Annotated in this window: 1 protein-coding gene; it reads right to left on the bottom strand. The window is 69.0% G+C overall.

Annotation, left to right across the window (positions count from 1 at the left end; genetic code table 11):
• A partial coding sequence (locus tag J5M71_RS27605) for a divalent metal cation transporter (RefSeq protein WP_207838739.1) occupies positions 1–394 on the bottom strand: 394 nt, incomplete at its 3' end.
• Positions 395–491: the final 97 nt, after the last annotated feature.

Raw genomic sequence — 491 nt, forward strand, 5'->3', positions numbered from 1 at the left:
CGCTGAATGCACCCCAGAACTTGCCGAAGCGCTCGAAGATGAGGCGCGCGTGGCCGACGCCCGTGACGGCGCCCAGACGCAACACCATCTCCTGGTTCACGAACAGCACGGGCACGAGCAGCAGCAGCGTCCACAGCAGCGACGTGCCGTAGTTCTGCCCCGCCTGCGTATAGGTGCCGAACGCGCCGGCGTCGTTATCGCCGACCATCACGATGAGGCCCGGGCCGAGGATCGCGAGCAGCGTGCGCACGCGCGCCCACCAGCCGCTGCGCGGCGCGGTGTCGTGGTGCGCGATCGTGCCGAACGCGCCCTTGATGTCGCCCACGTGCGCTTGATCGAGCACCGCATCGCGCTCGAGCGCGATGGGCGGCGAGATGTCGGTTGGCGTTGACATGTGTTTTCTCCCTGGGCGTATGGTTATCGTCGAAGCATGCTCGTCGAAGCGCCGCCCCGGCATGCGCGCGCCGCCGCGCGGCGGCGATGCTTCGCGC

The sequence above is a fragment of the Pseudomonas sp. 43(2021) genome, from assembly GCF_017490805.1.
Classification (GTDB): domain Bacteria; phylum Pseudomonadota; class Gammaproteobacteria; order Pseudomonadales; family Pseudomonadaceae; genus Aquipseudomonas.